25 protein-coding genes are annotated in these 22,392 nt (G+C 59.2%); 15 read left to right on the top strand and 10 right to left on the bottom strand.

Annotated features, from left to right (window positions below; translation table 11 throughout):
- Positions 1-79 precede the first annotated feature (79 nt).
- The gene (locus tag ABJZ52_RS11460) at positions 80-1,027 is read left to right on the top strand and encodes an MBL fold metallo-hydrolase (RefSeq protein ID WP_348188851.1); all 948 of its coding nucleotides are present in this window, start codon (positions 80-82) and stop codon (positions 1,025-1,027) included.
- Here ABJZ52_RS11460 and ABJZ52_RS11465 read toward each other — a convergent pair.
- The 3 genes from ABJZ52_RS11465 to ABJZ52_RS11475 all read right to left on the bottom strand — a co-directional run bounded on the left by ABJZ52_RS11465 (position 1,024) and on the right by ABJZ52_RS11475 (position 3,075).
- Entirely contained in the window at positions 1,024-2,130 is a 1,107-nt protein-coding gene (locus ABJZ52_RS11465) for a YeeE/YedE family protein (protein ID WP_348188849.1), read from the bottom strand. The two genes, ABJZ52_RS11460 and ABJZ52_RS11465, sit on opposite strands and share 4 nt — an antisense overlap.
- 125 nt (positions 2,131-2,255) lie before the next feature.
- A complete protein-coding gene (locus ABJZ52_RS11470; protein WP_348188847.1) occupies positions 2,256-2,606 on the bottom strand; it encodes a metalloregulator ArsR/SmtB family transcription factor in 351 nt (116 codons plus the stop codon).
- Between the two features lie 88 nt (positions 2,607-2,694).
- Entirely contained in the window at positions 2,695-3,075 is a 381-nt protein-coding gene (locus ABJZ52_RS11475; RefSeq protein ID WP_348189007.1) for a transcriptional regulator, read from the bottom strand.
- Positions 3,076-3,222: 147 nt separating this feature from the next.
- Here ABJZ52_RS11475 and ABJZ52_RS11480 point away from each other — a divergent pair, with 147 nt between their 5' ends.
- The 13 genes from ABJZ52_RS11480 to ABJZ52_RS11540 all read left to right on the top strand — a co-directional run bounded on the left by ABJZ52_RS11480 (position 3,223) and on the right by ABJZ52_RS11540 (position 14,453).
- Positions 3,223-3,957, top strand: a complete 735-nt coding sequence (locus tag ABJZ52_RS11480) for a cytochrome c biogenesis protein CcdA (protein ID WP_348188845.1) — start codon at positions 3,223-3,225, stop codon at positions 3,955-3,957.
- 26 nt (positions 3,958-3,983) lie between these two features.
- Entirely contained in the window at positions 3,984-4,580 is a 597-nt protein-coding gene (locus ABJZ52_RS11485; protein ID WP_348188843.1) for a thioredoxin family protein, read from the top strand.
- A gap of 161 nt (positions 4,581-4,741) precedes the next feature.
- Complete coding sequence (gene soxX / locus ABJZ52_RS11490) at positions 4,742-5,203, top strand: sulfur oxidation c-type cytochrome SoxX (RefSeq protein ID WP_348188841.1); 462 nt, start codon at positions 4,742-4,744, stop codon at positions 5,201-5,203.
- Between the two features lie 24 nt (positions 5,204-5,227).
- Positions 5,228-5,677 carry a thiosulfate oxidation carrier protein SoxY gene (gene soxY / locus ABJZ52_RS11495; protein ID WP_348188839.1) on the top strand — a complete coding sequence of 150 codons (450 nt, stop codon included), beginning with the start codon at positions 5,228-5,230 and terminating at the stop codon, positions 5,675-5,677.
- Positions 5,678-5,698: 21 nt separating this feature from the next.
- Complete coding sequence (gene soxZ / locus ABJZ52_RS11500; RefSeq protein WP_153768758.1) at positions 5,699-6,025, top strand: thiosulfate oxidation carrier complex protein SoxZ; 327 nt, start codon at positions 5,699-5,701, stop codon at positions 6,023-6,025.
- 101 nt (positions 6,026-6,126) lie between these two features.
- Entirely contained in the window at positions 6,127-6,936 is an 810-nt protein-coding gene (gene soxA, locus ABJZ52_RS11505; RefSeq protein ID WP_348189005.1) for a sulfur oxidation c-type cytochrome SoxA, read from the top strand.
- Positions 6,937-7,123: 187 nt separating this feature from the next.
- The gene (gene soxB / locus ABJZ52_RS11510) at positions 7,124-8,818 is read left to right on the top strand and encodes a thiosulfohydrolase SoxB (RefSeq protein ID WP_348188837.1); all 1,695 of its coding nucleotides are present in this window, start codon (positions 7,124-7,126) and stop codon (positions 8,816-8,818) included.
- A 65-nt stretch (positions 8,819-8,883) separates the two neighbouring features.
- Positions 8,884-10,188 (top strand): sulfite dehydrogenase, encoded by a 1,305-nt coding sequence (gene soxC / locus ABJZ52_RS11515; protein ID WP_348188835.1) that lies wholly within the window; start codon positions 8,884-8,886, stop codon positions 10,186-10,188.
- Complete coding sequence (locus ABJZ52_RS11520) at positions 10,172-11,290, top strand: c-type cytochrome (RefSeq protein ID WP_348188833.1); 1,119 nt, start codon at positions 10,172-10,174, stop codon at positions 11,288-11,290. The genes soxC and ABJZ52_RS11520 overlap by 17 nt, the downstream gene beginning before the upstream one ends.
- A gap of 44 nt (positions 11,291-11,334) precedes the next feature.
- Complete coding sequence (locus ABJZ52_RS11525) at positions 11,335-12,123, top strand: c-type cytochrome (RefSeq protein ID WP_348188831.1); 789 nt, start codon at positions 11,335-11,337, stop codon at positions 12,121-12,123.
- A 22-nt stretch (positions 12,124-12,145) separates the two neighbouring features.
- Positions 12,146-13,423, top strand: coding sequence for an NAD(P)/FAD-dependent oxidoreductase (locus tag ABJZ52_RS11530; RefSeq protein ID WP_348188829.1), 1,278 nt, complete (start codon positions 12,146-12,148; stop codon positions 13,421-13,423).
- A gap of 160 nt (positions 13,424-13,583) precedes the next feature.
- Positions 13,584-13,952: a hypothetical protein gene (locus ABJZ52_RS11535; protein ID WP_348188827.1), complete on the top strand. Its 369-nt coding sequence runs from the start codon at positions 13,584-13,586 to the stop codon at positions 13,950-13,952.
- A 9-nt stretch (positions 13,953-13,961) separates the two neighbouring features.
- Positions 13,962-14,453: a phage holin family protein gene (locus tag ABJZ52_RS11540; protein ID WP_348188826.1), complete on the top strand. Its 492-nt coding sequence runs from the start codon at positions 13,962-13,964 to the stop codon at positions 14,451-14,453.
- A gap of 70 nt (positions 14,454-14,523) precedes the next feature.
- Here the strand turns inward: ABJZ52_RS11540 and ABJZ52_RS11545 are convergent, their stop codons facing one another.
- The 4 genes from ABJZ52_RS11545 to ABJZ52_RS11560 form a co-directional block, all read right to left on the bottom strand.
- Positions 14,524-14,760 (bottom strand): hypothetical protein, encoded by a 237-nt coding sequence (locus tag ABJZ52_RS11545; RefSeq protein ID WP_348188824.1) that lies wholly within the window; start codon positions 14,758-14,760, stop codon positions 14,524-14,526.
- A gap of 258 nt (positions 14,761-15,018) precedes the next feature.
- Entirely contained in the window at positions 15,019-15,807 is a 789-nt protein-coding gene (locus tag ABJZ52_RS11550; RefSeq protein WP_348188823.1) for an ATP-binding cassette domain-containing protein, read from the bottom strand.
- 1 nt (position 15,808) lies between these two features.
- Entirely contained in the window at positions 15,809-16,933 is a 1,125-nt protein-coding gene (locus ABJZ52_RS11555) for an ABC transporter permease (RefSeq protein ID WP_348188821.1), read from the bottom strand.
- Between the two features lie 79 nt (positions 16,934-17,012).
- Positions 17,013-17,963: a sugar ABC transporter substrate-binding protein gene (locus ABJZ52_RS11560; protein WP_348188819.1), complete on the bottom strand. Its 951-nt coding sequence runs from the start codon at positions 17,961-17,963 to the stop codon at positions 17,013-17,015.
- Positions 17,964-18,150: 187 nt separating this feature from the next.
- Between ABJZ52_RS11560 and ABJZ52_RS11565 the strand changes: the two genes are divergently transcribed.
- Positions 18,151-19,155: a LacI family DNA-binding transcriptional regulator gene (locus tag ABJZ52_RS11565; protein ID WP_348188817.1), complete on the top strand. Its 1,005-nt coding sequence runs from the start codon at positions 18,151-18,153 to the stop codon at positions 19,153-19,155.
- A 48-nt stretch (positions 19,156-19,203) separates the two neighbouring features.
- On the opposite strand, the gene ABJZ52_RS11570 is transcribed toward ABJZ52_RS11565, so the two are convergent.
- From ABJZ52_RS11570 to ABJZ52_RS11580, 3 genes are read right to left on the bottom strand one after another with little or no spacing between them, the layout of a single operon-like run.
- On the bottom strand, positions 19,204-20,340 hold the full coding sequence (locus tag ABJZ52_RS11570; protein ID WP_348188815.1) for a Gfo/Idh/MocA family oxidoreductase: 1,137 nt from the start codon (positions 20,338-20,340) through the stop codon (positions 19,204-19,206).
- Positions 20,341-20,351: 11 nt separating this feature from the next.
- Entirely contained in the window at positions 20,352-21,245 is an 894-nt protein-coding gene (locus ABJZ52_RS11575) for a TIM barrel protein (RefSeq protein ID WP_348188813.1), read from the bottom strand.
- A gap of 18 nt (positions 21,246-21,263) precedes the next feature.
- Complete coding sequence (locus ABJZ52_RS11580; protein ID WP_348188811.1) at positions 21,264-22,367, bottom strand: Gfo/Idh/MocA family oxidoreductase; 1,104 nt, start codon at positions 22,365-22,367, stop codon at positions 21,264-21,266.
- Positions 22,368-22,392 lie beyond the last annotated feature (25 nt).

Genomic DNA, 22,392 nt, shown 5'->3' on the forward strand with positions numbered 1-22,392 from the left:
TGGCTTGACGCACTCGCGCATTGACGTTGCTCAAGGAAGAGAGGATAAATTCAAAAAATTGCATATGTGGAGGAAAATCATGTCACGACCGTCCGTTCTGCTGGCCGATCCATCACGCCGCTCCGTCCTGAAGGGCTCCGCCGCATTGGCCCTTTCCCTTGGCACGGGGCTTGTCGCCAAGGCCGCGCAGGCGAACCCGGTCAAGCTCGGCAATGCAGAGGTTCAGGTGTTGTCCGACGGCAACCTGAGCCTTCCGATGAACTTCGTTCTGCCGGAACAGAGCCCGGAAGAAATCCGGACACTCCTGGAACCACACGGACTGGCGAGCGACACATATGCTCCCGATTGCAATGTTACCCTCTATCGCACGGGCGACCGGCTGGTTCTGTTTGATGTCGGCGCCGGCGCAAACTTTCAGCCCAGCGCGGGGGATCTGGTCGGACATCTTGAAGACGCCGGCATAGATCCCACAGAGGTCACCGATGTTATCTTCACGCACGGCCATCCCGACCACCTATGGGGCGTTCTGGATGACTTCGATGACCCGCTGTTTTCAGAAGCCCAATATTGGTTACCGCAGGCAGAGTGGGACTATTGGCGCGCCGATGACACCCTGGCGAACACGCCGGAGGAACGCAAAAGCTTTGTCGTTGGCGCGCAGAGCCGGTTTGACGCCATCGCCGACCAGGTCGAGATGATCCGGCCAGGCATGGAAGTCATCTCCGGCGTCGAGGCCATCGACACCTCCGGTCATACGCCAGGTCACATGTCCTATGTGCTCCATGGCGGCTCTGAAACCATGCTGGTGGTCGGCGACGCCCTTGCCAACGCGGTTATCTCTTTTGAAAAGCCCGAGTGGCGCTCCGGCGCCGATCAGGACCGCGATAAAGGCGTGGCGACCCGCAAGGCGTTGCTGGACCGGATCGCCGGAGATCACACCAGGATCATCGGCTATCACCTGTCCCATCCAGGCATTGGCCGCGCCGAAAGGGCTGGAAACGCCTACAGGTTTGTCGCCGAAGGCTAGCCAGCCGTCCGTCCGCCGGACCCGACATCGTTCCGACGGAAGGCGGCAAGGGCCGACCCTTCAACCAGGATCGCAAGGCCGATACGGGCACCAAAGGCCATGGACACCATCACCAACGGCACGGACACAGCGAGGGTCGAAAATCCCGTGATGCCCTGCCCTACGGTGCAGCCCATGGCAAAAACGCCCCCCACGCCCATGAGCGCAGCGCCCAAAAGATGGCGGGAGAGTTCCCGCGCATCGTCACAGGCTTCCCACCGGGTGTCCTTCCGCCACCGCGCGCCGGCGATCGCACCCAGCAAGGTTCCCAGGATCAGGCCGACGCCATAGTCCGGCAACGTACCCGTATAGGTCACAAACTGCAGGATCGTGTCGCCGACCGGCACGACGAACGACCCCGCCTCGATCTGAACCGGGGCAAGCGCCTCGCGGGAGACCAATGTCGTTGCCCACCAGCCAAAAGCAATGGCCACGCCGATGACAACGCCAGTCACAATCTGAAGGCTGTTACGGCGGTAATGAGAATTACGAAAGATCCAGAACAGCAGCGCAGCGAGAACAGCCAGGACGACAGGTGCGCGCACATCCGCCCCGACCAACGCAGAGATCAGACTGCCGAGCGACTGGTCTCCTGCAAAGGAAAGGTCGAGCGCAAGGTTATCGACAATGAACACCCGGCCCTGCGCAATCAGTCCGCGCTGTGCCGCCAGGGCCGAAAGGCCGAGCACAATCAGGACCACTAGGGCCCGCAGGCTGCCACCGCCAAGGCGGACAACCGCACCAAAGCCACAGGTTCCGACGAGAGCCATGCCAAGCCCGAAGAGAGTGCCGCCGAGAATTGCGCCCGTCCAGGGCAAGGAAGCATCCAGATAAAACGACTGGTCGATGGCGGCCAGTCCTGTGGCACTCAACGCCTGGGTCAGGGCAAGCGCGGTGGTCGCCGCAAGCACCCACGTCCGCAAGCCCGTGGCATCGCCTGCATACCAATAGCGTTCGAGCGACGACATGGTGCAAAAACGGTTCACCCTTGCCACGAACCCGAGCACTGCACCAGCTGCAAGCCCGAGGAACGGCAAGAGAACCAGTGGATCCAGGTCTCCCATCGGCTTTCTCCTCCCAAAGCCATATGTGCTGGTCTTTGCCAGCTTTCTGTCAGCCTAGAGTAAAAACGGTCCCGGATGAAACCGCTGACCTTCACCAAGACTGATAAACTGCTGATCCGGCGCTCCTAGTCCTGATCCGGGCGCGCGTCCTTGCAGAACAAGTTGTAAAGCGCGGCGATGATATCGCGGACCTCGCTGTCGGTCAGGCTGTAGAAAATCATCCGCCCCTCACGGCGCGACGCAACGAGCCCGTCCGAACGCAAACGCGCCAATTGTTGGGAAACAGCGGCCTGAGGCATGGTCAGAATCTCTTCAAGCTCCGACACCGATTTCTCACCCTCGGACAAGAGGCAAAGGATCAGCAAGCGCACTTCATGAGACAGCGACTTCAGCAGATCGCTGGCCTTGCGTGCCTGCTCGACCAGAAGCTGGAATTCCTCCGGATCGGTTCCTGCTGTCAGGATCGGAAGGTTCATGATCGTCTGCATTCCCGTTTGAAAGACTGTGTGGCCACGTTGGCCGCAGTTATACCAGATTAGCCCGCAATGAAAGCGGCGGCTGATCTCAGTTGATCGATGTCGATGACAATTTCGAGAGCATGTCGTTGAGCACCGGCCAGAAGAAATGCGCACCCGGGTAGCCGCGCAGCCGGGCCACCTCTTCGCCATCCTCCACCAGAATGAAGGTCGGCGTCAGACGTCCGCGGGGAACCCGCTCAAGATCAGCCGGCCACCCCTGGGTGATATCAACCCGGCGCAAAGGCGCAAGCTGGCCCTCTTGCGTGTTCGGATAGGCCGTCCCGATCTCCTCGTTCCAACGCTTGCACCAGGAACAGCCCGGCTGTTCAAGCATCACCAGTTCGGCTGCCCGCGCAGGCAATTCAGCAGCAAAAAGCGCGCTCAGCATCGTCAGGGCCAGCATCAAAGCTGGGGCCAGACGTCTCATAAGCACTGTGATTTTCGTGCGCACCCGTCACCTCATCAAATTCTCTGATTGCAATATATATCAAGTTTTGAATATTTTAAATCACCAGTCGGTGAACGGATCATGGGAGGAGCCAGGATCCAGGCATCGCCCAGAGGGAGGAGAGAAATGCTCGACGTGTCGATCGGCGCCGCCTTTTTGGCCGGCTTGCTGTCTTTTGTCTCCCCCTGCGTCCTGCCAATCGTACCGCCCTACCTGTGCTATCTGGCCGGTGTCAGCGTCGCCGAGCTAAAGGGTGAAACGGCCACGGCAGCAACAAGTCGCCGCATCGTGTTGTCGTCCGTCGCCTTCGTGCTTGGCTTCTCGGTTGTCTTCGTCGCACTTGGCGCGACCGCCAGCGTGATCGGTCAATCGATTGCCCGCTACTTCGACACCCTGTCGATCATCGCCGGGATCATCATCATCATCATGGGCCTGCATTTTCTTGGCCTTTTCCGGATTGCCTTGCTGTTTCGCGAAGCCCGCGTCCAGGTGGAGCGCAAACCGCCCGGTCTTTTGGGCGCCTTTGTCATGGGGCTCGCCTTTGCCTTTGGCTGGACGCCCTGTGTCGGTCCGGTTCTGGCAGCAATCCTGTTCATGGCCGGATCCACAGGCAGCACGGGTCAAGGGGGGCTGCTGCTCGCCGCCTACGCTCTTGGCATAGGCATCCCTTTCATTCTGGCCGCTGCCTTCGCCAGCCAGTTCCTCGGATGGGCCTCGCGGTTTCGAAAGCATATGGGCACCGTCGAGAAAGTCATGGGTGCATTCCTCGTTTTGACCGGCCTTCTCTTCGTCACCGGCCAGATGTCGACAATCGCCTTCTGGCTCCTGGAAGCATTCCCCGTCTTCAGCCAGATCGGCTAGAGGGTGGCACATACATGGAGGACATCATGATCAGATTACTCAGATCCCTCGTTCTGGTTGGGCTTCTTGGAGTGCTCTCGGCGCCTGTAACACTCGCTGCCGAAGTGGGCGAAGACGGGCTGCACAAGCAGGACTGGTTCACCATCACCTTCCGCGACATGGCAGAAGACATAGAGACCGCCACCGATGAAGGAAAACGCCTCGCGATCATCTTTGAACAGCGCGGCTGCATCTATTGTCGCGCGATGCACGAGAAGATCCTCTCCGACCCGGAGGTCGCCGACTACATCAAGGCGAACTTCATGGTTGTTCAATACAACATGTTCGGTGATGAGGAAGTGATCGATCTGGACGGTGACACGCTCACCGAAAAATCGGCAGCCCGCAAATGGGACTACGTTTTCACCCCGACAATCGTGTTCCTGCCCGAATCCGTTCCGGAGGGCAAAACGGTCGCTCAAGCCGCTGTCGCCACCATGCCCGGAGCCTTCGGCAAGTGGACTTTCTTGAACATGTTCCGCTGGGTCCAGGAAAAAGGCTACGCCGGCGATGAGCATTTTCAGAAGTATCATGCTCGTATCATCAATGACTTACGAGAATCCGGCCGTCTCGGAAATGACTAGGAGGCGTGAAATCAAGTGATGTTTTGAATGTCTTGCAAAAGACCTATTGGCAACACATGCAGAAAATCATATATTTTTTTCGAGGAGGAGGTCGGAACGCCAAAACGTTCCGGCTTGAGGACCGGGCCCACCGGTTCCGAAAGAGGAGGAAAGCCGACGCGATGACCAAGGGCTTAACAATCATATTTGCGGCTGCGTCTTTCGCGCTTGCCGGATCGGCATTTGCCGAGACGCTCGCACCGGACGACGTCGAGATCGTCGACATGGAGGTCACCGCCTCCCTGACCGGAAAACCGGGCGACGCGACCATCGGCCGAGAGACATTCGCTGATCGCAAGAAAGGCAACTGCCTTGCCTGCCACGTCAACGCGGATCTCAGCGACCAGCTGTTCCACGGTGAAGTCGGCCCTCCCCTTGACGGGGTTGGTGATCGCTGGACCGCGCAGGAACTGCGCGCGATCGTGATCAACAGCAAGGAGGTCTTCGGCGAACAGAGCATCATGCCCGGCTTCTACACCATGAAGGTCGGGGTCAACGTCGCGGAAAAGCACAAGGGCCAGACCATTCTGTCCGCTCAGGACGTGGAAGATGTGGTCGCCTATCTCACGACGCTTACCGAATAGCCTTTCAAGACCAAGGAGAAAGGGATGTCCCTTACCAGACGCGAAGCGCTCGGCCTGACCGCAGGCGCCGCTGCCTTCATCACCTTCGGCGGACAGCTTGCCTATGCAGCAGCTGCCGAAACGGAGGAAGCCATCAAGGCCTTTTCCGGCGGATCGATGCCCGCCAGCGGCAAGATCAGCCTGGATGCGCCGGAAATTGCAGAAAACGGCAATACGGTTCCCGTTTCTGTCTCCGTCGACAGTCCGATGACCGCCGACAACTATGTTGAATCGGTTCTCATTCTGGCCGAGGGCAACCCCAGCCCGGCCGTTGCCACATTCCACTTCACAGCCATGAGCGGCGAAGCGGCTGCCAAGACGCGGATCCGTCTTGCCAAGACGCAGAATGTGATTGCGGTCGCCAAAATGAGCGACGGCACGACATTCATGGACAAGAAAGAAGTCAAGGTCACCATCGGCGGCTGCGGCGGCTGATCGGGCAGAAGGATAGACACAATGGCAGCACCGAAACCGCGCGTTAAGGTCCCCAAAAAGGCTTCCAAGGGCGAAGTGGTCACGCTGAAGACTTTGATCAGCCACCCGATGGAATCCGGTCAGCGCAAGGACAAGCAGGGCAACCCGATCCCGCGCAAGATCATCAACAAGTTCACCTGCGAATACAACGGACAGGTCGTCTTTTCATGCGACATGGACCCGGCCGTCTCGGCGAACCCCTACCTGGAGTTCACCGCCAAGGTGGAGGACAGCGGCACGTTCAAGTTCACCTGGGTGGACGATGACGGCAGCGTCTACACCACCGAAAAGAAGCTTGCGGTCGAATAAGCGATAGCCGGAGCAATCCGCAATCGCGCAAATCGGGAGGAGACGATTTGGCCAAGATACATAAGACAGGCGTACTGCTTGCCGGCCTGCTGACCGCGGGCATGAGCAGCGCGGCCCTTGCCGGCGGACCAGTGGACGAAAAGCTGGTGATCGATGAGGAGCTTGAGATCATTACGCGGACGGCGGCTCCCGAGGGGCATCCGCTCGATGAAGTGATTTCCGGCTGGCACTATCGCACCAAGGAAACGCGGGAACTGGAAGCTGACAGCTTCCAGAATCCGGGAATGCTCTATGTGGAGCGCGGTGAGGAAATCTGGAATACCGTGGAAGGCGATGCCGGCAAGTCCTGCGCGTCCTGTCATGGTGACGGCGAGGAATTCCTCAAGGGGATCGGCGCGAACTATCCCAAGTGGAATGCGGACGCGAACAAGCCGTTCAACCTGGAGCTTCAGGTCAACCAGTGCCGCGAAGCGAACATGCAGGCCGAGCCCTACAAGTTCGATGCCGCAGACCAGAAGGCCCTTGTCACCTACATCAAGCATCAGTCCATAGGCATGCCGGTCGAGATCGATCTGACCCAGGGCGAGATGCAGGAGTGGTGGAAGAAGGGTGAGGAAACCTACTACACCCGCACCGGTCAGCTGAACCTTGCCTGCGCGACCTGCCATGAGGACTACAACGGTAACTATATACGCGCTGATCACCTCAGCCAGGGCAATGTGAACGGCTTCCCGACCTACCGGCTCAAGCAGTCGGCCATGGTCTCCCTGCACAATCGTTTCCGAGGGTGCATTCGCGACACCCGCGCCGAGTTCCCGGCAGCATTTTCCGACGAGCTGATGGCTCTGGAGGTCTATGTGACCTGGCGCGGCACCGGCCTGTCGGTCGAGACACCTGCGGTTCGCCAGTAGCGGCGACGCATGAGACCAGGTGCGGCGGGTGATCGCCGCACCTTTTTACCGGGACGAAGTAAGACGTCCCACGATTTTAATATCATCGGCAAGCCAGGCTCCGGTGCACGGTCGTCGTGTGCCAACGGGATAACCTTGCCTGATCGCTGCTGGTGCCAACGCATCTGCCGATGAGCTGGAGGTAGACATGTTTTCACGTCGCGAGTTCCTGATGGCCGCAACCGCAACGAGCGCCCTGCTCGGTTCCGGCATGGCCGGCGGCTGGTCAAAGCTCATGGCCCAGCAAGGCCTGAGCGAGGACACGCTGCTGTCGATGGAGCCGACGGGCAATGTGACCCTTGTGCACATCACCGATATCCATGCCCAGCTCAAGCCGCTTTATTTTCGCGAGCCCTCGATCAATCTGGGCATTGGCGACGTCAACGGTCTTCCCCCCCATGTGACAGGCGCGGACTTCCTGAAGCTCTATGACATCGAGCCCGGCTCGCCCGATGCCTATGCCCTGACGTCGGAAGACTTTGTTTCCCTTGCCAAGACCTATGGCCGCATGGGCGGCATGGACCGGGTCGCGACGATCATCAAGCGCATCCGCTCAGAGCGCGGGGCCGACAACTGCCTGCTGCTGGACGGCGGCGACACCTGGCAGGGCAGCTACACCGCAAACAAGACCCTCGGTGAAGACATGATCACCGTCATGAACGCCCTGGAGCCGGACGCCATGACCGGCCACTGGGAATTCACCTTCGGCACGGCCCGGGTTCAGGAAGTCATCGACGCCCTGCCCTTCGCCTTCCTCGGGTCCAACATCTACGACAACGAATGGGACGAACCGGCCTTCGAGGCCTGGAAGATGTTCGAGCGCGGCGGATCCAAGATCGCCGTGATCGGTCAGGCCTTCCCCTATACGCCGATTGCCAATCCGCGCTGGATGATCCCCGGCTGGTCCTTTGGCATCCGCGAGGAAGACATTGCCAAGCATGTGGAGGAAGCCCGCTCCGAAGGGGCGGAAATCGTCGTGCTTCTCTCCCACAACGGGTTCGATGTGGATCGTAAGCTCGCTTCGCGCGTCGATGGTATCGATGTGGTCCTGACGGGCCACACCCACGATGCCCTGCCCGAACCGGTGATCGTCAACGGCACGCTGGTGATTGCTTCGGGTTCAAACGGAAAATTCGTCTCCCGTGTCGACCTCGACGTGAAAGACGGCAAGGTGACCGGCTATGGCTATCGCCTCATCCCGGTCTTCTCCGATGTCATTACGCCTGATGCGGACATGGCGGCGCTGATCGACGAGGTGCGTGCGCCCTTTGCGGACGAACTCTCCCGCAAGATCGGCACGACCGAGAGCCTTCTGTACCGCCGCGGCAATTTCAACGGCACCTTCGATGACCTGATCTGCCAGGCACTGCTGGAAGAGCGCGACGCCCAGATCTCGTTGTCGCCCGGCTTCAGATGGGGCACGAGCCTTCTGCCGGGCCAGGACATCACCGTCGAGGATCTCCACAACGCCTGCGCCATGACCTATCCGTCAGCCTACCGCTCGCAGATGAGCGGTCAGACCATCAAGGACATCCTGGAAGACGTTGGCGACAACCTCTTCAACAAGGATCCCTACTACCAGCAGGGCGGCGACATGGTTCGCGTCGGCGGCATGGGCTACACGATCGACCCCAACAAGGAAATCGGAGAGCGCATCTCCGGCATGACCTTGCTGGCGACAGGCGAAGCTATTGATCCGGCGAAGGATTACACGGTCGCCGGTTGGGCCTCGGTCAATGAAGACACCGAAGGTCCCGCGATCTGGGACGTCGTCGAAAACCACCTGAGCAAGCACCCGACCGTCAAGCTCCCGGACAATCAGTCCGTGAAAGTGGTCGGCTGAACCTGGGCCTATCTGAGACCACCAAAGAACCAGCATGACATTTGCCAGTAACCCGAGGAATTGAGATGAGTGACAAAAAGGCTTCGGGACAGCCTCCCAAGGACAGCGGTCCGGACATGAACCGCAGGACGCTGCTGAAAGCAGGTCTTGCCACCGGTGGTGCCGCCGCCAGCGCAGCCGCCCTCTCCGGCGCAGCCATGGCCGACAGCGATCGCCTGATCACCGAGATCCAGGACTGGAACCGCTACCTGGGCGATGGCGTTCAGGCCAATCCCTATGGCATGCCGTCGGAATTCGAGTCTCATGTGGTTCGCCGCGATGTGGAGTGGCTGACCGCCTCGACCGAAAGTTCGATCAACTTCACACCGCTTCATGAGCTCGACGGGATCCTGACGCCGAACGGCCTGTGCTTCGAGCGCCACCACGGCGGCGTTGCCGAGATCAGCCCGGCTGACCATCGACTGATGATCAACGGCCTGGTCGACACGCCATTGGTCTTCACCATGGAGGACCTGAAGCGGTTTCCACGCGAAAATCGGATCTACTTCCTGGAATGCGCAGCCAACTCCGGCATGGAATGGCGCGGCGCGCAGCTGAACGGCTGCCAATACACCCACGGCATGATCCACTGCGTCATGTACACCGGCGTGCCGCTGAAATACCTGCTTGAGGAAGCCGGCGTCAAAACCACCGGCAAATGGGTGATGCCCGAGGGTGCAGACTCCTCCGCAATGACCCGATCTATCCCGATGGAAAAGGCACTGGACGACTGTCTGGTCGCCTTCAAGATGAACGGCGAAGCCCTGCGCCCCGAGCAAGGCTATCCGCTCCGCCTCGTCGTTCCTGGCTGGGAAGGCAACATGTGGGTCAAGTGGCTCCGCAGGCTCGAAGTCGGCGACCAGCCCTGGCACCAGCGGGAAGAAACGTCGAAATACACGGATCTTCTGGCCAGCGGAAAAGCCCGGCGCTTCACCTGGGTCATGGATGCCAAGTCCGTTGTCACCAACCCGAGCCCGCAGGCGCCGATCCCCCACGGCAAGGGTCCGCTGGTCATTTCCGGCGTCGCCTGGTCCGGCAACGGCAAGATCACCCGCGTCGATGTTTCCATCGATGGCGGCCGGAACTGGAAGACCGCACGTCTCGACGGGCCGAGCCTGCCAAAGGCGATGCACCGCTTCTACCTGGACATCGACTGGGACGGTTCGGAGCTGCTGCTCCAGTCCCGCGCCATGGATGAGGAAGGTTTCTTCCAGCCCACGAAGGACGAGCTGCGCATCGCCCGCGGCGAAAACTCCATCTACCACAACAACGGCATCCAGACCTGGCATGTCAAAGGAGACGGGACGGTTGAAAATGTCGAAGTTGCTTAAATCTCTCTCCCTGACGGCAGCCCTTCTGTCCCTGCCCGTCCTTGCCACATCGGCTCTGGCCGAAGGTGACGCGGTCGCCGGCAAGAAGGTGTTCAAGAAATGCGCGGCCTGCCACGCAGTTGGCGACGGCGCGAAAAACAAGGTCGGCCCGCAACTTAACGACATCTTCGGCCGCACGGCCGGCGGTCTCGACGGCTATAAATACTCCAAGGCCATGATCAAGACCGGAGAGGAAGGCCTCGTCTGGGACAATGAAACCATGGCGACCTACCTCAAAAAACCGAGGGCCATGATCAAGGGCACCAAGATGGCCTTTGCCGGACTGCGCAAGGACAAGGACCTCGACAACGTCATCGCCTATCTGGCGACATTCTCTGCCGAGGCCCCGGCCAGCGCGCCCTCAGACGACAGCGCAGCAGCGCCAGTTCCGGAAAAAACCGAAACGGCTGCTGTTTCCAAACCAGCGACGGCCGCAACAGTCTCCGCAGCAGGCGCGGGCAAGGTCTTTGGCCTGGGTCGTGTGGCGACCAATGAGGAAGTCACAGCCTGGGACATCGACATCCGTCCGGATGGCGCCGGTCTTCCTGTCGGTTCCGGCACTGTCGCAGTTGGTGAAGAGCTCTTCACCGACCAATGCGCGGTCTGTCACGGCGACTTTGGTGAAGGTGTGGGGCGTTGGCCGGTGCTGGCAGGTGGACAGGACACGCTGACGGAAGAACGCCCGGAAAAGACCATCGGCTCCTACTGGCCCTATCTGTCAACGGTCTATGACTACGTGCGCCGCGCGATGCCTTATGGCAACGCCCGCTCCCTGTCCGACGACGACGTTTATGCCATCACCGCCTACCTGCTCTATCTCAATGATCTGGTGGACGATGAAGGCTTCGAGTTATCTGACAAGAATTTTCTCGAAGTACGCCTGCCAAATGAAGAAAACTTCATTACAGATGGCCGTGAGACCGAAGCGCATTTCGCCTCCAGGGGAGAGCCTTGCATGGAAAACTGCACCGACAAGCCTGTCGAGATCACCATGCATGCCCTCATCCTGGATGTGACACCGGGCAGCGGCGATGACAATGCCGGAGCCGGTACCGTGGATTAGGATCCGGCGCGAAAACTTGCAGCGGACCGAAGGGAGGTCGGACGATGGCAGAAACGGGAACTCAAACGAAGAACCGGCGAACGGTGGGCGACCACCGTCTGAACCGGCGTGTTCCAGCTTGGCATCGACCGATCTCCATTTTCGCCCTCGCGTTTCTGTGCGCCTTGGCAACGCTGACGACGCCTTCCCTCGCAGAACAACCTGCCGATGCCGAGCGTGGCCAGAAACTCTACCGAGCCTGCAAGGCCTGTCACGAAATCGGCGTAGACGCCCGCAACGGCGTCGGCCCCCATCTGGACGGACTGTTCGGCCGCACTGCTGGCTCCATCGAGAACTTCAAGTATTCTTCCGTCATGCGCATCCGGGGCGGCGCCGGTCTTGAATGGACGCAGGAAACCCTCGACGCCTACCTGGAAAAACCACGCGCCTTTGTCGGCGGCACTCGCATGTCCTACCGCGGCATGAAAAAGCAGCAGGACCGTGATGACCTGATTGCTTATCTCCGCGAGGCCTCCGACCGCGACCCGGCCGCACATCCGGACATTCCAAAGCCGGCCCATCCTGAAATCGGCGCCGAGGCGATGGCCCTCACCGGGGACCCCGACTACGGCGAATATCTCTCAAGCGAATGCGTGACCTGCCATCAGTTGTCCGGACGTGCAGACGGCATTCCCTCCATCATCGGCTGGCCCAAGGCTGCGTTCATCCGGGCCCTCTTCGACTACAAGACCAACGTCCGCAGCCATCAGGTCATGCAGAACATGACCGCAAACCTCGGCAATGAGGAAATAGCGGCCCTTGCGGCCTACTTCGGCTCCATAGATCCGCAATAATCGAAAACTGGAAGGAAACGTGATGACCCAAATTTCCCGACGTACATTTGGATTGTTCGCAGGCGCAGGAGCCGCATCCCTCGCGCTGCCCCTTTACGCCCGTGCCCAGGGCAAACCCAAGGTCGTGATCATCGGCGGCGGCGCTGGTGGCGCAACTGCAGCGCGTTACATCGCCAAGGACGCAGGCGACGCCATTGACGTGACCCTGATCGAGGCCAACGCGACCTACACCACCTGTTTCTTCTCCAACCTCTATCTGGGTGGCTACCGCACATTTGAATCAATCACCCACAGTTACGACAAACTCGCCTCCAACTACGGCATAACTGTCGTAAACGGCTACGCCCAGACCATCGACCGTGAGGCGAAAACCGTGACGATGGCCGATGGCTCCAAGGTCGATTATGACCGGCTGATCGTTGCCCCCGGCATCGATCTGATCTGGGACAGCGTGCCCGGCTATTCGGAAGAAGCCGCTGAAGTCATGCCCCATTCCTGGAAGGCAGGCCCGCAGACCAAACTGCTCAAGGCAAAGCTGGACGCGATCGAAAACGGTCAGCAGATCGTCATGGTCGCCCCGCCCAATCCGTATCGCTGCCCTCCCGGCCCCTATGAGCGCGTTTCCATGTTCGCCCATGTGCTGAAGGAAAAGGGCTTCACCGACAGCAAGATCACCATCATTGACCCCAAATCGAAATTCTCGAAACAGGCCCTGTTTCAGGAAGGCTGGGACAAGCATTATCCAGGCATGATCGAATGGTACGGACCGGACGTTCATGGCGGCATCGCCAGTGTGGATCCGGCGAGCGGGCAAGTCGAGACGGATCTCGACACGTTCCAGGGCGATCTGGTCAACGTCATTCCGGCGCAAAAGGCCGGTATGATCGCGGCCAGCGCCGGTCTTGCCAACGAAAGCGGCTTTTGCGCCATCGATCCCTATTCAATGCGGTCCAGGGTCGACGACAATGTCTTCGTGATTGGTGATGCCTGTATTGCCGGCGACATGCCGAAATCCGGCTTCTCCGCCAACAGCCAGGCGAAGGTGGCGGCCATGGCCGTGCGCGGCGACCTCATCGGCTCCAAGGTCTTTCCCGCCAAATATTCAAACACTTGCTGGAGTTTGATTGAAAGCAATGACGGCGTGAAGGTCGGCGCGCAATATGCGGCAACGGACGAGAAGATCGCCTCGACCTCGAAATTCATCAGCCAGACCGGGGAAGACAGCGGGGTCCGGCAGGAAACCTACGAGGAATCAGTTGGCTGGTACAAGGGCATCACCACCGACATATTTGGCGCATAAAGCAAGGATGCACGAGGGACAGGTCTGGTGATGACCTTTCCTTTTGCCTCTTCGTCTGCATTCAACAGGCTCCGGCGTTCCTCAATTTCCCTCGCGCCGGGGCCATTTTTGTGCGTTCATGCGGCCAAGAAATCAACACGTGCAATCAAGGAGGTTTCGAATGGCGATGTCTCGTGACTTGCAAGACGAAATCCACGCCCTGAAGGCGGAAACAACGAAACCCAAGCGCCGCCGCAAGCGCCAGCCAGCAGCCAAGGCGGCGTCCAAAGCGGCACCGCCCACGGGTGAAGTTGTCACCGAAGACACGGCACAAACTGCCACTCAGGCATCTGACGCGCCATATATCGAGGCGTCGGCCGCAGCCGTAGCCGAAGAGACATCAGCTGCTCATCTGGATCTGACGCAACTGTCGGAACAGCTCAGCACGCTCGTCGAAAGTGCAGAGCACGAAATTCAGGAACATCCCGTCCGTGTGGTTTTGGGCGCCTTTGCGCTCGGGATCATCGTTGGGGCCACATTACGCCGATAGGAGCGCACCATGGAAAGCACCGTTCGCAACCTGCGCATCATCTGGCGCGCCGAACTTCTGATCATCGAGGCGAAGCTTCAGGTCGCCGCCAAAAAGATCGGCGCCACGGCCTTTGCCGGTCTGGTGCTCGTTTTCGGTTTGGCGATGTTGAATGTCGCCGGTTTCTTTGCGCTGGAAGAGGTATGGGGCCCAAGCTACGCCGCTCTTGCTGTCGCCGGCGTCGATTTTCTCGTGGCCGTCATCCTTCTGCTGTGGGCATCGGGACTGAAAACCGGCCCGGAACTCGAACTTGCAAAGGAAGTACGCGATGCCGGTCTTGAAGAACTGGAGGCAAAAGCCGAGGATCTTCAGGACGAAATCGAGCGGACACGAGACGAATTGATCGGCCTCAAGAACAGCCTGACGTCCTTTGCCAAAAACCCGCTCGACGGCGCTCTCGCCGGGCTGCTGACGCCGATCCTGACGCTGCTCATCAAGTCCATGAGCAAGAAAAAGGACTGAAACTTCAAGACGGTGACAGGTCCCACGAACAAGACACCTGCCGCCGTCGCCGTTCGCATGCGAGGAGCGCCTAGAGCGCCTTCTTGATGTTTGCGTAGGCCTTTGAAATCTCGCTCGCAAGATCGCTGGCTGCCTCCCCGACATCCTCGGTTGCATCATCCAGACGTGCCTCCGACTTGAACTTCTGGAATTTCTCTTCCAGCTCCTCGAACTCCTGTCGGGCTTCCATGCTGCCGAGATGGATCTTGAGGCGTATCTCGTCGCGCGTCGTTTCAAGGTCCTGAAGAATTTTTCGTGCATCTACCATGATTTCAGTCTCGCTCTTTGATCTGGGGCGCAACACCGCCCATGCCGATGAAACGCCAGCTCATAATGGCAATACGGCGGTCATGACGAGAAACTTAGTCGCCGCACGAAAGCCCGACGCAGACATAGATCAAATGACGGGCCAAATTCGAAACTCTTGAAATGCGAGCAGTACCTTCTGAAGTGCCTTGAACAGGAAAACCGGAGCTGCCGATCAGGGCAACTCCGGTAAGTGTTCTGTTTTCAGTCTTGCAGCAGTCTAGACGGTTCCGCCGAGACTGCCTTCCAGCGCGACCAATTCCTGACCGCCCGCCATCAGGTCCTGCAACTCTTCCGGTGTGATCTGGCCACGCTGCGCCGTGCCGAGGGTCTTGCCCCGGTTCAGCACTGTGAACCTGTCCCCCACCGCCATCGCATGGCGGACGTTGTGGGTGATGAACACGACCGCAATCCCTTGCTTGCGAACCTTGTCGATAGTGGCCAGAACGTTGGCTGTCTGGCGAACACCGAGCGCGGAAGTCGGCTCGTCCAGGATCAGCACCTTGGCACCGAAATAGACAGCACGGGCAATCGCCACTGTCTGACGTTCGCCACCAGAGAGCGTCCCGACAGCCTGATCGGGACCACGCAGGTTGATCCCCATCTTGCGCATCTCGGCCATGGTCACTTCATTGGCGTGATCATGGTCGAAGAACTTCAGCGGCCCGAACTTGCGCAAGGGCTCATTGCCCATGAAGAAATTGCGGCTGACAGACATCAGCGGGATCATCGCAAGATCTTGATAGACTGTCGCAATTCCGGCCGTCATCGCGTCGCGCGGACGGTCGAAATTCATCGGTGTGCCTTCGAAAAGAATGTCGCCATTGGTCGGCTTATGCACACCGGACATGGTCTTGATGAAGGTTGATTTGCCCGCACCATTGTCGCCAAGCAGGCAATGACATTCACCGGGAAAGACTTCAACCGAGACGCCGGCGAGCGCAATAACCGAGCCGAAATGCTTCTCGATGTTCTTCATCTGAACGATGGGCGCATGTTCCGTCGTCATCTTATTTCTCCCCGGTGATCATGCGGCGAACATAGGTGTTGAGGATCACCGCGAAGAGCAGGATCACACCCAGGAACACGCGGAAGAGAGAACTCTCCACTCCGGCAAAGAACAGGCCTTGCTGGACCACGCCGAAGATCAACGCCCCGAGCGCAGCACCAATTACCGAGCCGTAGCCACCCGTCAGCAGCGCGCCGCCGATGACCACCGCAATGATCGCTTCGAACTCCTTCAGCAGCCCGCGGTCAGCCCCCGCCGACCCAAATTCCATAACCTGACAGGTCGCGAAAACAGTGGCGCAGAAAGCGGTGAACATGAACATCAGGATCTTGACCCGGTTCACCGGAACGCCTGCATAGCGTGCTGCCTGAGCGTCTCCTCCCGCCGCAAAAATCCAGTTGCCGAACCGCGTCTTGGTCAGAACCACATGACCAAAAACAACGAGAACCAGAGCCCAGACGATGAGCATCGGAACGCCTTCAACCACAGGCATTCCCTGACGGGTCCCACGTTCGAACACCGCGATGATGCCCGCCTCGCCCATCCACTGGAACAGGCCGGTCAGGATTTTGCCGCCGAACACAGGCGCCAGCCAATCTCCCTCTGCCGCGTCCTTGATGCCGCCGATGATGGTCTTCCGCTCGATGGTCTGCGGGAAGAAGATCGTAAAGCCGCGCAAGATGAACAGGAACGCGAGGGTGACGATGAAGCTGGGCAGTCCCGTGCGCACCACGATGATCCCGTTCAGCGCACCAATGGACAGAGCCAGAGCGAAGGTCACGATGATGGCCAGCCAGACCGGCCAGCCAAGGGTGACACTGAAAATCGCGATCATCATGCCGGAGAAGCCGATCATGGAGCCGACCGACAGGTCAAACTCACCGGCGATCATCAGCATGCAGGCCCCGACGGCGATGATCATGAACTGCGCCGAGACCTGGCTCCAGTTCATGACACCCTGGCTGTTGAACATGCCGCTGTCGAAAGCAAACAGCGCAAACAGGGTAAAGACGATGACGGTACCCACGATCCCGCCCAGCTCCGGGCGAATCAGACTTTCGCGAAGGCGTGAGCGTTGGATGACCCGCTCGTCCTCGACGGTTGTGGGGGCTTGAACTTCAGACATGGTGATTGCCTTAGCTGGTCCGGTTCAACATGGAAAAAGGGCGGCAGATATGCTCTGGCCGCCCACAATTGGCAGGTTCTTAGCGGTATTCGCCCGCGAACTTTTCGACCATCTCAAGTCCGTCCGCGGTCACGAAACCCGGGCCGGAGTTGATGTTGTTGCCCGGAAGAACGCCGTAGCGATGGTAGTTCGTCATGACGACAACCGGCAGATAGGCCTGCAGGAACGGCTGCTGGTCGATGCCCCAGTTGATCACACCGGCCTTGATGCCCTTGACGATTTCCTCGCCCAGATCAAACGTGCCGAAGTAGATGTCACCAGCCAGCCCGGTTTCATCCAGTGCCAGAAGCGTCGGGTCCGCACTCGTCGGGCCGAGCGTCAGGATTGCATCTGTTTCCGGATTGGCCGAAAGGTAAGCTTGGACCTTGTTCTTGATTTCCGAGGGATCCTGGCCGGAATCGATCATCTGGTTGCCCAGCTCTACACCGAGACCATCCGCAAAGCCCTGACAGCGCTCAGTGGAAGACGGCGAGCTGATGTAGTGGTTGACACACAGGAAGCTCTCAACGCCATCGCCCTTTGCGCGAAGACCGGCGGCATGACCTGCGTCATATTCAGGCTGACCCACATACATCAGGGCGCCGACTTCGCGGGCCTGGTCAGGGGTACCGGAGTTCATGATGATCACGTCAATACCAGCGTCCACTGCGGCCTTGATCGGGCCGGACAGAACGTCATAGTCGCTGAGCGTGGTGATGATGCCGTTCGGGCCGCTCGCAGCAGCCTGTTCGATGATGCGCGCCATATCGGCAAGGTCGCCGGTCGGCGGGTTGCGGTACTCGACCTCAACATCCATCTGCTCACCTGCAAGCGCGATACCGTTCTTGATGGTGTTCCACCAGCTGTCACTGTCAGGTGCGTGGCTCACCAGAATGTATTTCTCGCCTTCGGCCGAGGCGCCAGAAACTGCCATCAGCGGCGCAGCGGCAACAGTCAGCGCCAACGCCATCTTCTTCATTAGTGATGTCATTATAATCCTCCCAGAATTCGCCAGGATGTGGCGGAAGAACGGCTCCTCCCCGTCACTTCGAGTCTGACTAAAACACACCTGCCGAGTTTTTGCAACCGGTTGCAAATCTTCTGTTAAGGTTTGATGCTGCGCTGATGCGAGAAACTGGCTAAAAGATCCGAAGGGCGGATCTGGGGATCGGACGACAATGGTAGTGACATTGAAAGAGGTTGCAGAACGGGCGGGCGTTTCACGCTCAGCCGTGTCCAGAGCCTTTACCGACGGCGCTTCCGTCTCCGACAAGATGCGCCGAAAGGTGGAGAAGGCGGCCCGGGAACTTGGCTACAGCCCGAACGCCCTAGCCTCGTCCCTGACCACGGGACGCACCAAGTTGATCGGCCTGGTCTCGAACAACTTTCATAACCCGATCTTCCTGGAAGTCTTCGACCTCTTCACCCGCGGCCTGCAGGATCGGGGCTTGCGACCACTGCTGGTCAATCTGACCGACGAAACCGATCCGGAAAACTCGGTTCGGATGCTGCGCCAGTATTCTGTTGATGGTGTCGTGGTCGCATCCTCCACGCTGCCGCCAGGCTTTGCCAAGGCCTTTCGCGACGCACAGGTTCCGGTGGTTCACTCTTTTGGCCGGTACTCAAGCGCGCCCCAGGTTCATGTGGTCGGCATCGACAATATGGAATGCGGTCGCATTGCTGTGCGGGAACTGGCCGCCCGGGGCCACAGGAAAATCGCGTTTCTGGGGGGGCCTGAAACGGCGACATCAACGCAGGATCGTCTGGCGGGCTTCATGCAGGAGGTCGCTCAGCATCCCCAGATCAAGGCGGCCTACTCCTATGCAAATGCCTATTCATTTGAGGCAGGCCGTCACGAGATGCTCCGCCTTCTGGAACAACCGACCCACGCGGAAGCCTATTTTTGCGGCGATGACGTTCTTTCCATTGGTGCACTTTCGGCAATCAGGGAGCGCGGCTTGAGCGTACCGAACGACATCGGCATCCTTGGACTGAATGACATGGAAATGGCCGGCTGGGAAAACATCAACCTGACCACAATTCATCAGCCGATCCGCCAGATCATCACGTCGTCCATTGAGCTCATGGTCGCCATGCTCGACGAACCGGACCGCTATCCTGAGGCTCGGATTTTCCCCTGCTCGGTCGTGGAACGCGGCACGCTGAAGCCCATCACGACATAAACCGTGAAGGTCATGAGAACCGGGCTGAACGCCCGGTTCCTTTTACGCTCACGTGCGGAAAATCGGCGGGCGGGCGTCAACCCAGGCCCCATTTTCCTTCGCCGAGGCAACAGCCATGTGCACCGCCGCCATGGAGCGCACCCCATCCTCCGCGTTGGGCAACCCGTCCCTCGCCTCCCCACGAATGGCATCGGCGAGATCGCAATAGATGTTGGCGACCGCCAGCGGGAAACCTTCCGGATGCGCAATCGCAACACGAGACAGACGCTGCGCGTCCTCGTGCAAACCATCCTCACCTTTTTCGATGATCTGGGTGCGACCGCCGACAGGCGTGTAAATCAGCTGGTTCGGCTGCTCGGATGCCCAACGCAAACCACCCGTTTCTCCGAAGATCTGAATATCGAACCCATGCTGACGCCCGATGGCGACTGACGAAGTCCAAAGCCGGCCAACAGTCCCGCCGGACAGGCGGAAGTTGACCATGGCGTCGTCTTCCAGCTCCCGGCTGGAAATGGTCGAGGCAAAGTCGGCCGACAGTTTTTCCACCTGGTCGTTGCAGATGAAGCTCGCCATGTGCAGAGCATGAATGCCGCAATCGGCGAACTGCCCTGAAACACCGGCCATTGCAGGGTCGTAGCGCCAGCGAACCCGCGGGTTGTCTGCATCGCCTGCATCACCGTGATGCCCATGGCTGAAATTCGTCACCACCAGCCTTACCTTGCCAATTTCTCCGGCGCGCACCATGGCCCGCGCCTGCCGAATCATCGGGTAGGCCGAGTAGCAATAGTTCACCGCACAGACCTTTCCGGTCGCCTCCGCGATCCGAACGATCTCCTCACCCTCTTCAACGTTCATGGTCATCGGCTTTTCGCACAGGACGTTGAAGCCGGCCTCCAGGAAAGCCTTGGTGATTTCGAAATGCGTGGAGTTCGGTGTCGCAACGGTGACCAGATCGACTCGATCCTCGCGATCCTTCTCGCCAACCAGCATTTCCTGCCAGTCGCCATAGGCCCGATCTTCAGCAACGCCCAGGCGCTGTGCATACTCACGGCCAACATCGGCCCGATGATCCAGCGCCCCCGCCGTCAATTCGAACAGACCATCGGCCTGCGCACCCAACCTGTGGGCGGGTCCGATCTGGCTGCCTTCGCCGCCGCCGATCATGCCCCATCTCAATTTAGCCATCGCTGCAGCCCTCAGTTAAAGCCAATGGATTCAAGGTATTCACGGTTCTTGCGCGCATCACCCAGCGGATCGGGGTCAAGCAGCGGGTCACAGTCCTGCTCGACAGTGCACCAGCCTTCAAAACCGGAGTCCACAAGCAGCTGCCGGACCGCAGGGAAGTCCACATCACCGTCACCAAGATTACAGAAGATCCCCTGGCCACAGGCATCGTAGAACCCTGTCCGCTTGGCGATCACATCCGCTTTAACATCCGGCGCAATATCCTTGAAATGCATGTATGAAATGCGTTCCATATGGCGCTTCATGAAGGCCACCGGATCAAATCCGGCAAAGGAATGATGTCCTGTATCAAAACAGATTTTCAGAATCGTCTCATCGACATCATCGAGCAGCCGCTCAAGCTCGGGTTCAAAGTCCATGAAACCGGCCGCATGAGCGTGAATGCCAACGGTTAGCCCGTAGTCCTCGGCGCCCATCTTTGCGATCGTCGCAATCCGGTCGCGATAGGCTGTCCATTCGGCAAGGTCCATTTGTTCCGCTTCATTGGCGCGTCCGGCTGTCGGCGCCCTCCGGGGAGAGATGGAATCGATCAGAACGAGGTGTTTTGCACCATGTGCCTTGAGCGCCTTGCAGGTCCGCACCGCACCATCTTGCACATCCTCCCAGGCCGCAGGGTCGTGGAATGCCCGAAACACCACGCCGCCGATCAACTCCAGATCGTGTTCAGCCAATGCGTCCGCCAGAACGGCCGGATCTTCGGGCATGAAACCGACAGGCCCCAGCTCGATCCCCTTGTAACCCGCCTCGGCACAGTCCTTCAAAACCGACTGCCAGGACGGATTGCGCGGATCCTGCGCGAATTCGACGCCCCACGAACAGGGCGCGTTGCCAATTCTGATTGACATGGTTTTCCTCACTAATGCTCAAAAAGCTTTGATGTCTTGCCAGGTCTTGCTGCCTGATGAAGTCATGGCCGCCGCGATCACGCGGTTGACGTCGTGGCCATCACGGAAAGTCGGCCAGATGGCCTTTCCGGTTTCGATTGCGCGCAGAAAGTCGCGGGCTTCAATGATGATCTGATCCTGATAGCCCGTCCCGTGTCCCGGTCCCTGACAGAACGGCAGGTAGTCGGGATGCGCCGGGCCGGTCAGGATCTTGCGGAAACCCCGCGTCGCCTCAGGCTCGTCCATTCGGTAAAACCAGAGCGCATTCTGATCTTCCTGATCGAACCGAATGGCGCCTTTTGTACCCGTGATTTCATAGGCATAGCCCATCTTTCGACCGGTCGCGACGCGGCTGAAATACATGTGCCCCATGGCACCGTTTTCAAAGCGGCACATCATCTGCGCATGATCGTCGTTGGTCACCTCACCTCCAGGGCGGCTGGCGTGAACCGTCTCCACCTCTGCCATCACCCGGTTGACCGGGCCAAGCAGGGCCAGCGCTGCATTGATCATATGCGGGGCAAGATCACCCATGGTGCCATTGGCATCACCGGTCGTGCGCCAGGTCGCCGGGGCTTCAGGATCGGCATAAAAGTCTTCAGTGTGCTCACCCCGAAACCAGGTGACATCACCGATTTCACCCTCGGCGATCAGTTTGCGTGCAAACTGGCTCGCCGGGGTCCGGATATAATTGAAGCCCACCATATTCACGCAGCCGGAGGATTCGGCGGCCGCAACCATCGCCGCGCTGTCTGCCAGTGATGCCCCCAAGGGCTTTTCACAAAAAACAGGCTTCCCAAGCGCAAACGCAGCTTCGGCGACCTCCCGGTGCGTCTCTTGAGGCGACGCGATGATGATCGCTTCCACCTTCGGATCCTGGACGAGAACACGCCAGTCGTCTGTCGCCCGTTCAAAGCCATAGGCAACGCGATAGCGTTCGGCGCTCTCAGACGATGAAGCACAAACCATCTCCAGACGCGGGCGCAGAGCCGTGTTGAAAATCGCACCAACTGCGGACATGGCAACTGCATGGGCCTTGCCCATATAGCCACCACCAAGAATGCCGATTCCGATCTGAGCCATTGATACGCGGTCCCAATTTTTGAAA

The organism is Roseibium sp., assembly GCF_039982295.1.
In the GTDB taxonomy this organism is placed as follows: domain Bacteria; phylum Pseudomonadota; class Alphaproteobacteria; order Rhizobiales; family Stappiaceae; genus Roseibium.

Excerpts from the sequence above, each read along its gene's own strand:
- ABJZ52_RS11460 (WP_348188851.1), top strand. The coding sequence starts at position 80 with ATGTCACGACCGTCCGTTCTGCTGGCCGATCCATCACGCCGCTCCGTC.
- ABJZ52_RS11570 (WP_348188815.1), bottom strand. The coding sequence starts at position 20,340 with ATGGCTAAATTGAGATGGGGCATGATCGGCGGCGGCGAAGGCAGCCAG.
- ABJZ52_RS11520 (WP_348188833.1), top strand. The coding sequence starts at position 10,172 with ATGTCGAAGTTGCTTAAATCTCTCTCCCTGACGGCAGCCCTTCTGTCC.
- soxB (WP_348188837.1), top strand. The coding sequence starts at position 7,124 with ATGTTTTCACGTCGCGAGTTCCTGATGGCCGCAACCGCAACGAGCGCC.
- ABJZ52_RS11575 (WP_348188813.1), bottom strand. The coding sequence starts at position 21,245 with ATGTCAATCAGAATTGGCAACGCGCCCTGTTCGTGGGGCGTCGAATTC.
- ABJZ52_RS11560 (WP_348188819.1), bottom strand. The coding sequence starts at position 17,963 with ATGACATCACTAATGAAGAAGATGGCGTTGGCGCTGACTGTTGCCGCT.
- ABJZ52_RS11470 (WP_348188847.1), bottom strand. The coding sequence starts at position 2,606 with ATGAACCTTCCGATCCTGACAGCAGGAACCGATCCGGAGGAATTCCAG.
- ABJZ52_RS11565 (WP_348188817.1), top strand. The coding sequence starts at position 18,151 with ATGGTAGTGACATTGAAAGAGGTTGCAGAACGGGCGGGCGTTTCACGC.
- ABJZ52_RS11475 (WP_348189007.1), bottom strand. The coding sequence starts at position 3,075 with ATGAGACGTCTGGCCCCAGCTTTGATGCTGGCCCTGACGATGCTGAGC.
- soxY (WP_348188839.1), top strand. The coding sequence starts at position 5,228 with ATGTCCCTTACCAGACGCGAAGCGCTCGGCCTGACCGCAGGCGCCGCT.
- soxC (WP_348188835.1), top strand. The coding sequence starts at position 8,884 with ATGAGTGACAAAAAGGCTTCGGGACAGCCTCCCAAGGACAGCGGTCCG.
- soxX (WP_348188841.1), top strand. The coding sequence starts at position 4,742 with ATGACCAAGGGCTTAACAATCATATTTGCGGCTGCGTCTTTCGCGCTT.
- soxZ (WP_153768758.1), top strand. The coding sequence starts at position 5,699 with ATGGCAGCACCGAAACCGCGCGTTAAGGTCCCCAAAAAGGCTTCCAAG.
- ABJZ52_RS11555 (WP_348188821.1), bottom strand. The coding sequence starts at position 16,933 with ATGTCTGAAGTTCAAGCCCCCACAACCGTCGAGGACGAGCGGGTCATC.
- ABJZ52_RS11480 (WP_348188845.1), top strand. The coding sequence starts at position 3,223 with ATGCTCGACGTGTCGATCGGCGCCGCCTTTTTGGCCGGCTTGCTGTCT.
- ABJZ52_RS11550 (WP_348188823.1), bottom strand. The coding sequence starts at position 15,807 with ATGACGACGGAACATGCGCCCATCGTTCAGATGAAGAACATCGAGAAG.
- ABJZ52_RS11545 (WP_348188824.1), bottom strand. The coding sequence starts at position 14,760 with ATGGTAGATGCACGAAAAATTCTTCAGGACCTTGAAACGACGCGCGAC.
- ABJZ52_RS11535 (WP_348188827.1), top strand. The coding sequence starts at position 13,584 with ATGGCGATGTCTCGTGACTTGCAAGACGAAATCCACGCCCTGAAGGCG.
- ABJZ52_RS11525 (WP_348188831.1), top strand. The coding sequence starts at position 11,335 with ATGGCAGAAACGGGAACTCAAACGAAGAACCGGCGAACGGTGGGCGAC.
- ABJZ52_RS11540 (WP_348188826.1), top strand. The coding sequence starts at position 13,962 with ATGGAAAGCACCGTTCGCAACCTGCGCATCATCTGGCGCGCCGAACTT.
- ABJZ52_RS11465 (WP_348188849.1), bottom strand. The coding sequence starts at position 2,130 with ATGGGAGACCTGGATCCACTGGTTCTCTTGCCGTTCCTCGGGCTTGCA.
- ABJZ52_RS11530 (WP_348188829.1), top strand. The coding sequence starts at position 12,146 with ATGACCCAAATTTCCCGACGTACATTTGGATTGTTCGCAGGCGCAGGA.
- ABJZ52_RS11485 (WP_348188843.1), top strand. The coding sequence starts at position 3,984 with ATGATCAGATTACTCAGATCCCTCGTTCTGGTTGGGCTTCTTGGAGTG.
- soxA (WP_348189005.1), top strand. The coding sequence starts at position 6,127 with ATGAGCAGCGCGGCCCTTGCCGGCGGACCAGTGGACGAAAAGCTGGTG.
- ABJZ52_RS11580 (WP_348188811.1), bottom strand. The coding sequence starts at position 22,367 with ATGGCTCAGATCGGAATCGGCATTCTTGGTGGTGGCTATATGGGCAAG.